This window comes from Dehalococcoidia bacterium (genome assembly GCA_035310145.1).
Lineage (GTDB): Bacteria > Chloroflexota > Dehalococcoidia > CAUJGQ01 > CAUJGQ01 > CALFMN01.
In genome coordinates this window covers 1-7,257 of record DATGEL010000051.1, presented here as the reverse complement: position 1 = coordinate 7,257, position 7,257 = coordinate 1, and the positions used below count along the sequence as shown (strand labels likewise).

General features: G+C 68.7%; 10 protein-coding genes. 7 read left to right on the top strand and 3 right to left on the bottom strand.

The features are described 5' to 3' along the window. Together VKV26_10795 and VKV26_10790 are read left to right on the top strand one after the other, a co-directional pair. A partial coding sequence (locus VKV26_10795) for a hypothetical protein (GenBank protein HLZ70382.1) occupies positions 1–196 on the top strand: 196 nt, incomplete at its 5' end. Then, positions 193–840, top strand: coding sequence for a GNAT family protein (locus tag VKV26_10790; protein HLZ70381.1), 648 nt, complete (start codon positions 193–195; stop codon positions 838–840). The genes VKV26_10795 and VKV26_10790, both read left to right, overlap by 4 nt. 21 nt (positions 841–861) lie before the next feature. On the opposite strand, the gene VKV26_10785 is transcribed toward VKV26_10790, so the two are convergent. Beyond that, positions 862–1,239 (bottom strand): hypothetical protein, encoded by a 378-nt coding sequence (locus VKV26_10785; GenBank protein HLZ70380.1) that lies wholly within the window; start codon positions 1,237–1,239, stop codon positions 862–864. A 241-nt stretch (positions 1,240–1,480) separates the two neighbouring features. Here VKV26_10785 and VKV26_10780 point away from each other — a divergent pair, with 241 nt between their 5' ends. The 4 genes from VKV26_10780 to VKV26_10765 all read left to right on the top strand — a co-directional run bounded on the left by VKV26_10780 (position 1,481) and on the right by VKV26_10765 (position 4,983). After that, positions 1,481–2,749, top strand: a complete 1,269-nt coding sequence (locus tag VKV26_10780; GenBank protein ID HLZ70379.1) for an acetyl-CoA hydrolase/transferase C-terminal domain-containing protein — start codon at positions 1,481–1,483, stop codon at positions 2,747–2,749. A gap of 184 nt (positions 2,750–2,933) precedes the next feature. Beyond that, complete coding sequence (locus VKV26_10775) at positions 2,934–3,470, top strand: hypothetical protein (protein ID HLZ70378.1); 537 nt, start codon at positions 2,934–2,936, stop codon at positions 3,468–3,470. A 45-nt stretch (positions 3,471–3,515) separates the two neighbouring features. Beyond that, positions 3,516–4,499: an MBL fold metallo-hydrolase gene (locus tag VKV26_10770; GenBank protein ID HLZ70377.1), complete on the top strand. Its 984-nt coding sequence runs from the start codon at positions 3,516–3,518 to the stop codon at positions 4,497–4,499. A 73-nt stretch (positions 4,500–4,572) separates the two neighbouring features. Next, positions 4,573–4,983: a Zn-ribbon domain-containing OB-fold protein gene (locus VKV26_10765; protein ID HLZ70376.1), complete on the top strand. Its 411-nt coding sequence runs from the start codon at positions 4,573–4,575 to the stop codon at positions 4,981–4,983. Between the two features lie 16 nt (positions 4,984–4,999). On the opposite strand, the gene VKV26_10760 is transcribed toward VKV26_10765, so the two are convergent. Beyond that, complete coding sequence (locus VKV26_10760; GenBank protein ID HLZ70375.1) at positions 5,000–5,557, bottom strand: hypothetical protein; 558 nt, start codon at positions 5,555–5,557, stop codon at positions 5,000–5,002. 218 nt (positions 5,558–5,775) lie between these two features. On the opposite strand from VKV26_10760, the gene dnaN reads away from it, so the two are divergent. Then, positions 5,776–6,921, top strand: a complete 1,146-nt coding sequence (dnaN, locus tag VKV26_10755) for a DNA polymerase III subunit beta (GenBank protein HLZ70374.1) — start codon at positions 5,776–5,778, stop codon at positions 6,919–6,921. Positions 6,922–6,974: 53 nt separating this feature from the next. Here the strand turns inward: dnaN and VKV26_10750 are convergent. Next, positions 6,975–7,257, bottom strand: a 283-nt coding sequence (locus tag VKV26_10750) for a hypothetical protein (protein ID HLZ70373.1), incomplete at its 5' end; no start/stop codon positions are given.

The following is a 7,257-nucleotide window of genomic DNA, read 5'->3' as shown; positions in this document are numbered from 1 at the left end:
GTTGCCGGCCACGCGTGTGCAGACCGAGCTCGTCGGCAGCAGCGACAAGGAGCTGGTGGTGATGCCGGGCGGCCATGTCGGCCTGGCGGCGGGCCGCAAGGCGGTGCAGACGCTCTGGCCCAAAGTCGCGAGCTGGCTGGGCGAACGCTCGCAGGCCGCCGCGGCGAGCGCGGCGGCCCGAGGAGGCAAGCGATGACCACAACGAACGCCGACGGCGCTGCGCCGAAGCCGGACGCGATCGCATCCGGCGGCTACCCCAAAGAGGTCGAGCTGCGCGGCGGCCAGTCGGTGACGCTGCGGTTGATGACGCCCGAGGACGCGGGGCTTTTGCACGAGTTCTTCTGCCGCATCCCGGCCGAAGATCTGCTCTTCCTGCGCCGCGACGTGACGCAGCGGGCGGTGATCGACCAGTGGGCGGAGCGCGTGCGGCGCGGCCAGGTGGTCACCGTCTTCGCCTTGCAGGGCAACAAGCTAGTAGGCGAGGCGAGCCTGCACACCAACAGCGTGCCGTGGAGCGAGCACGTGGGCGAGGTGCGCGTCGTCGTCGATCAGAACGCGCGGCTGGGCGGGCTCGGCACGCGGCTGACGAGCGAGGTGTTCCTGCTGGCGATCGAGCGCGGCATTGGCAAGATCGTGGCCGAGATGACGATCGAGCAGAAGGCGGCGATCGCCGTTTTCCAGAAGCTTGGCTTCCGCGTGGAGGGGCTGCTGCGCAACCACGTGCGCGACCGCGCCGGCGCCCCGCACGACCTGGTGCTTATGGGCCACGAGACGCAGGAGTTCTACGAGCAGATGCAGGCTTACGGCTTCTCCGACCAGTTCAGCGAAGGAACCGACTGAGGCGAGTCAGCCAGCCCGATCTCAGCCCATACGTGCGATCGAAAGGATCCAGATCGCGGCGAAGACCACGGTGAGCGCAAGCGAGGTCGAATCGTTGACGTTGACGCGGGCCAGCCGGGGCAGGCGCATCGTCGTTCCGCCCGGCAGGCACGCCTCGCCCGCCCCGATGAAGGCGTCGTAGGTGTGATAGGGGGCGTCGCCTTGTATGCTCAGCCGGTGCTCGATGCCGCGCAGCACGGCGATCCAGAAGGCGAGCGGGTAGTGCGCCCGCAGCGCCGTGTGGCCCCAGAGCGGCACCGCCGCCAGCCCCAGTAACCCCACGCCCGCGCGCATCCAGTCGGCCTCATGCCCCGGCGGCAGCGCGTTGCGCGCCACGAGCAGGGCTGAGTTCAGCAGCACGAGGGCCGTGATCCGGTTCCAGAAGGGCGTGCCCTCGAAAACGTCGGTCTGCAGCGTGGTATTCCTCGTAGAGACGCGCCCGATGCGGCTGCTGCATCGCGCCCTCTGCCCTGCCGCATCTCCGCTGCAACGCCCAATTGGCGGCCTCTGGCCCGAATGGCCGCCGGTGCGGTAATGCTAATGTTCGGACGGGCGGCGGGCCGGGGTGGTTACAGCGCGCTCACGATGAGGAGGGACATCCGTGCAGATCGCGAGTCCGGAGCGCGCCGTGCGGCGGCTGCCGCGCCGCGGGCGCGTGCTGGTCGCGCCTGGCTGCGGCCTGCCCACGGCGCTCTGCGACGCGCTGGGAGAGGCCGCGGGCGATTTCCACGATCTCGAACTGTACACCGGGCTGGTCATGCGGCACGTCGACTTCCTTGACCACGTGCCGCGTCCCTTCCGCCTCGTCACCACCCACGTCACGAGCGAGACCGAGCAACTCGTGCGCGACGGCCGCGCCGACTTCCTTCCCCTGCGCTACTCACAGATGCCGTCGACCTTCGCCCCGGACGGTCCGCTGCCCGTGGACGCCGTACTGATCCAGGTTTCGCCGCCCGATCGGCGCGGCTATTGCACGCTCGGCGCCTCCGTCTCAGCCTGCCTGGACCTCGTGGGCGCAACGCCGCTGGTAATCGCCGAGATCAACCGCCGCGCGCCGCGCACCCGCGGCAACCGCGTGCACGTCTCGGAGATCGACTACGCGATCGAAGTCGACCGGTCGCTGCTTCCCTACGAGCCCCCACGAGTGGGCGAGCTGGAGCGCACGATCGCGCGGCACGTCGCCGCCCTTGTGCCGAACGGCGCCACTTTTCAGATCGGCATCGGCGCGATTCCGCAGGCGATCCTCGAAGCGCTGGGCGACCATGAAGACCTCGGCATTCACTCCGGCCTGGTCTGCGACGGCATGATCCCGCTGATCGAGCGCGGCGTGGTAACCGGCGCCCACAAGACGATCGACCGCCTGCGCGTAGTCGGCGGCGAGGTGATGGGCACCGACGCGCTCTACGAGTACGTCGACAACAATCCGCGCTTCGCCATCGTCTCGGCCACACACTCGCACCGGCTGAGCACCGTGTGCCGGCTCGACAACTTCGTCGCGATCAACTCGGCGGTGGAGGTCGATCTCTCAGGCCAGGTGAACGCCGAGTGGGTGGCTGGCCGGCAGATCAGCGGCATCGGCGGGCAGTTCGACTACATGGAGGCGGCGATGCACGCCCGTGGCGGGCGCTCGATCATCGCCCTGCCCTCGACCGCGGCTCGCGGCTCGGCCTCGCGCATCGTCGCCACCCTGGCCGCCGGCGCCGCCGTCACCTCGCCGCGCATGATGCTCGATTACGTGGTCACCGAATACGGCGTCGCCGACCTGCGCGGCAAAGCCGTACACGCGCGCGCCCGCGCCCTCGCCGCCATCGCCCATCCGCAGTTCCGCGAGCAGCTGCTGGCCACGATTCCGCGCCCGCAGCGGGAGTGAGCGCTCGCGCCGCCTCTCCCTGGTTTCGCAGGCGAAACCTGCGAGGTGTCCCGCGGGGCCACGGCATGGAGCGCAGGCAGCCTGCCTGCTATTCTGCGGAGAGCGGCGGGCCGGGCAGGCTCGCCGGCGGAGCGGCCCGCTGAACGGCTACAACTTCGCGCTGTTTCTGCACATCGTCGCGATCGTGGCGCTGTTCGTGCAGCTCGGTCTGCTGGTCGAAGCGCTCGGGGGGGCGCGGCGGGCGCAGAGCGTGCAGGCGTTGCGCGAGTGGCTGCGCCTCGCCGTTGTCTCCGAGCGGCTGGTGCTGCTGTTCGGGGCGCTCGCCTTCTTCCCCGCGGCCTACTTGGTCTCCGACCGCTGGAACTGGCGCTACGGCTGGATCAACGCCGCGATCCTCGGCCTGCTCGTGACGATCGCGCTCGGCCCGCTGCTGCTACGCGGGCGGTTGCTGGCGGCGCGGCGCAAGGTCGATGGCCTTGCCGATGGCTCGCCAACACTCACCGCCCGCCTGGCGGTGCACGATCCGGCGCTCTGGGTGGCCGGGCAGACGATGACGACGCTGCCGATCGGCGTCATCGTCCTGATGGTCTTCAAGCCGAACGGCGCCGTCTCCGCGATCGTGCTGGTGGTCGCGGCCCTGCTTGGCGTGCTCTCGGCGGCGCCGGCGCTCACCCGCTTCCGCCGGCTCGAAGCGGAAGCCGCGGGCCGGCCCTCGGCCTGACCTTGAACACGACGGCAACCGCAGCACACTGCAAAGGACACGCCGATGGCTCCGATCCAGCTCGCGGCGGTGGACGCGGTCCAGATCACGACGCTGGTCGACAACAGCTTCGACATGCTGACGCCGGACCAGGGGCCGGCGAAGCGGCCGGCACCGCGCGGCCCCGGCGGACCGCGCGTGGCCAATCCCTTGACCGAAAACGGCTTCGCCCCCGACATGGTGCGGGCCGAACACGGCTTCTCCGCCCTGCTGACGGTCGAATGGGCGGGCCGGCGGCACACCCTGCTCTTCGATACCGGCGTCTCGCCCGACGGCATGATCGAGAACATGCGCCGGCTGCAACTCTCGGCCAGGGACGTGGAGACGGTGGTGCTCAGCCACGGCCACTTCGACCACACGATGGGGCTGGACGGCCTGCGCCGCGAGCTGGGCCGCTCCGGCCTGCCACTGGTGCTGCACCCCGAGTTCTGGAGCCGCCGCCGCACGGTGATCGAGGGCCGTGAGCCCGTCGAGCTGCCCACGACGAGCAAGTCGGCGCTGCTGGGCGCCGGCTTCGAGATCGTGGAGGATCGGCGGCCCTCGTTCCTGTTCGACGGCTCCGTGCTGATCACCGGCGAGGTCGATCGTACCACCGACTTCGAGATCGGCATGCCGATGCAGCAGGCGTATAAGCAGGGCGCCTGGCAGCCCGACACGCTGACGCTGGACGACCAGGCGCTGATCCTGCACGTGCGTGACAAGGGGCTGATGGTGCTCTCAGGCTGCGGCCACGCCGGCATCGTCAACATCGTGCGCTATGCCCGCAAGCTGACCGGCATCGAGCCGATCTACGCGGTGATCGGCGGCTTCCACCTCGGCGGCCGCGTGTGGGAGCCGACGATTGCACCGACGGTTTCCGCGCTGGCCTGGATGGAGCCGAAGGTGGTGGTGCCGGCGCACTGTACGGGCTGGCGGGCAGCGCACGCGCTCGCCTCGGCGCTGCCCGACGCCTATGTGCAGAACAGCGTGGGCACGCGGCTGGAACTGTGAGGGCGTGGCCTCACCCCCTGGCCCCCTCTCCAGATACTGGAGAGGGGAAGGTTGAGTCGATGGAGGCGTTGGTGTGGTGAGGTATGCGAAGCCGCTGCCACATGTGACGGAGGAGACGCGGCCGTATTGGGACTCGGCGAAGGCGCACCGGCTGGCGCTGCAGCGCTGCGCGTCCTGCGGTCGCTTCCGCTTCCCGCCGACGACGTTCTGCCCGAACTGCCTGAGCGAGGCGAGCGAGTGGACGCCGGTGAGCGGGCGCGGCAGCGTCTACAGCTTTGTGATCATGCACCAGGTCTACGACCAGGCGTTCAAAGCTGACGTGCCCTACAACGTGGCCGCCGTCGAGCTCGAGGAAGGCCCGCGCCTCTACAGCAATCTTGTCGGCATCGCCAACGAGGCGATCCGCGTGGGCATGCCCGTGCGCGTGGTCTACGACGACGTGAGCGAGGAAATCACGCTGGTCAAGTTCGAGCCGGCCGGCTGAGCGAGCGGGGCCGCGCTCAGCGCTGGCGTTCTGTCGGAGCATCCTGCGAGGCCGGAGGCATCCGGCCCTTCGCGACCAGCGACTCGTGCTCCAGCACGGCGGCGATACGGCGCGGGTCGGGCACGCCGCGGAAGCTGAAGTGGCGCATCTCTCCGGCCGTCTGGCACTCGAGGTTGCCGTAGTTGAAGGTCGACTGGAGGACGCCGTCGATGCTGGTGGAGACGTCCTCCAGGTCCACCAACGCCGCCGTGGACATGTGGAAGTTGAAGGGGCTGGTGGCGACCAGATCGACGACGCGCTGATTGGTGATCACCCAGAGGTCGCGATCGTAGCGGTACTTGAGCAACGCCAGCCGCGCGAGCCAGAACAGCAGCCAGAGCAGGCAGATGAGCCCGGCGACGAGCGCCGTCTTGCCATGCAGGTTGTCGGTGACGCGCAACACCACGAGCAGCACGCCGATCGGCACCAGCGCCCCCAGCGCGTACGCGATGAAGCGGGGCACAAAAAAGACCCAGTGCCGGCGCGTGACCAAGACAACCTGCTCGCTTGGCTGCAGCGGGAACGGCAGCTTCACCGACGACTCCCCAATTCGTGCCGCGGGCCGCTCGCGGCGGCCACGCCCCTGCGTATCATAGGCGATCCGCGCGGCTGTTCCGCCGGCCGGTCGCGTGATTACGACGAGCGGCGCAGATGACGGCGCCGCGGGCATAGATGGTCTAGACGGGTCGCGCTATGTGCGCTATACTCGCACAAACGCGCCGATATTGCTGAACGGCGTTAGTGGGTAATCAGATGAAAGTCTCCTGCCTGCAAGAGAATCTGGCGCGCGGTCTGGCCGTGGTGCGGCCGGCCGTCGCCTCGCGCTCCACCCTGCCGATCACGCAGAATGTGCTGGTCACCACCGATGGCGGGCGGCTGAAGCTCGCGGCCACGGACCTGGAGATCGCGCTGAGCTGCTGGGTGGGGGCGCGCATCGAAGAGGAGGGCACGACCACCGTGCCGGCGCGCCTCTTCCAGGACTTCGTCAACTCCCTGCCGCAGGACCAGATCGCGCTCACGTTGCCGGCGCGCTCGCGCACGATGCGGCTGACCTGCGCCCGCAACGAGGCGACGATCGGCAGCATGGACGCCGACGATTTTCCGCCGATTCCCGCCGTGCAGAGCGAGCTGGCACTGCGCATCGACCGCCAGGCGCTCAAGCAGGCGATCGGCCATGTCGCCTTCGCCGCCGCGACGGACGATTCGCGGCCCGTGCTCACCGGCGTGCAATTCCAGGTTGAAGACGAGCAGTTGACGCTGGCCGCGGCGGACGGCTTCCGCCTGGCGGTCTTCCACCTGGCGCTGAGCGAGCCGGCGCCGGAGAAGCTGGAGATCATCGTGCCGGCCCGCGCCCTCAACGAGCTGGCGCGGCTGCTCACGGACGAAGAGTCGCCGGTGGAGATGATGGTCAACGCCAACCGCAGCAGCGTCATGTTCCGCGTGGTGAACAAGGACGTGGAAGCGGAGATGGTGGCGCAGCTCAAGCAAGGGCCGTTCCCGAACTACGGCCAGTTGATTCCCAAGGCGCACAACACGCGCGTGACCGTCGATGCGCGCGAGTTCCTGCGCGAGACAAAGATCGCGGCGATCTTCGCGCGCGACGGCAGCGGCATTGTGCGCCTGCAGGTGCATCCGGGCGAGGAGCTGTCGCCGGGCCGGCTGCAGATCTCCGCGCGCGCCGAGGAGATCGGCGACAACCAGGGCGAGATCGACGCCGCGGTGGAAGGCGAGAGCAGCAAGATCGCCTTTAACAGCAAGTACCTGCAGGACGTGCTCAACGTCATTTCCGACGGCAAGGTCGCGCTGGAAACGCAGGGTCCATCACAGCCAGGCGTCATCCGCCCCCTCGGCCTCGACAACTACGTCCACGTCGTCATGCCGATGTTCGTGCAGTGGTGATGAATGGCACCCACGAGTGAACCCTTCGGACGCGTGTCGTGTCAGTGGTGGTTTCAGTGGTAACGAGCCAACAGTAGCAAGGAGCGATCTTGGCCGTCCCGCCGCGCGAGCAGCGCATCGTACTTCAGAAGTCTGGGAACCGATGTGCATTTCCGGAGTGCATAGCCGTACTTGCCGTGGATGGCGCCACCCCGGGGACTGTCGCGGTCCTCGGTGAACTGGCGCACATCGTTGGCGAGAGCGAGCGCGGTCCACGCGGTGACGCCCTGCTCACGTTGGCTGAGCGCAACCGAGCCAACAATCTGATCCTCCTCTGCAATACCCATCACCAGCTCA

Coding starts and splice junctions, on each gene's coding strand:
- VKV26_10790 (HLZ70381.1), top strand. CDS start 193: ATGACCACAACGAACGCCGACGGCGCTGCGCCGAAGCCGGACGCGATC.
- VKV26_10770 (HLZ70377.1), top strand. CDS start 3,516: ATGGCTCCGATCCAGCTCGCGGCGGTGGACGCGGTCCAGATCACGACG.
- dnaN (HLZ70374.1), top strand. CDS start 5,776: ATGAAAGTCTCCTGCCTGCAAGAGAATCTGGCGCGCGGTCTGGCCGTG.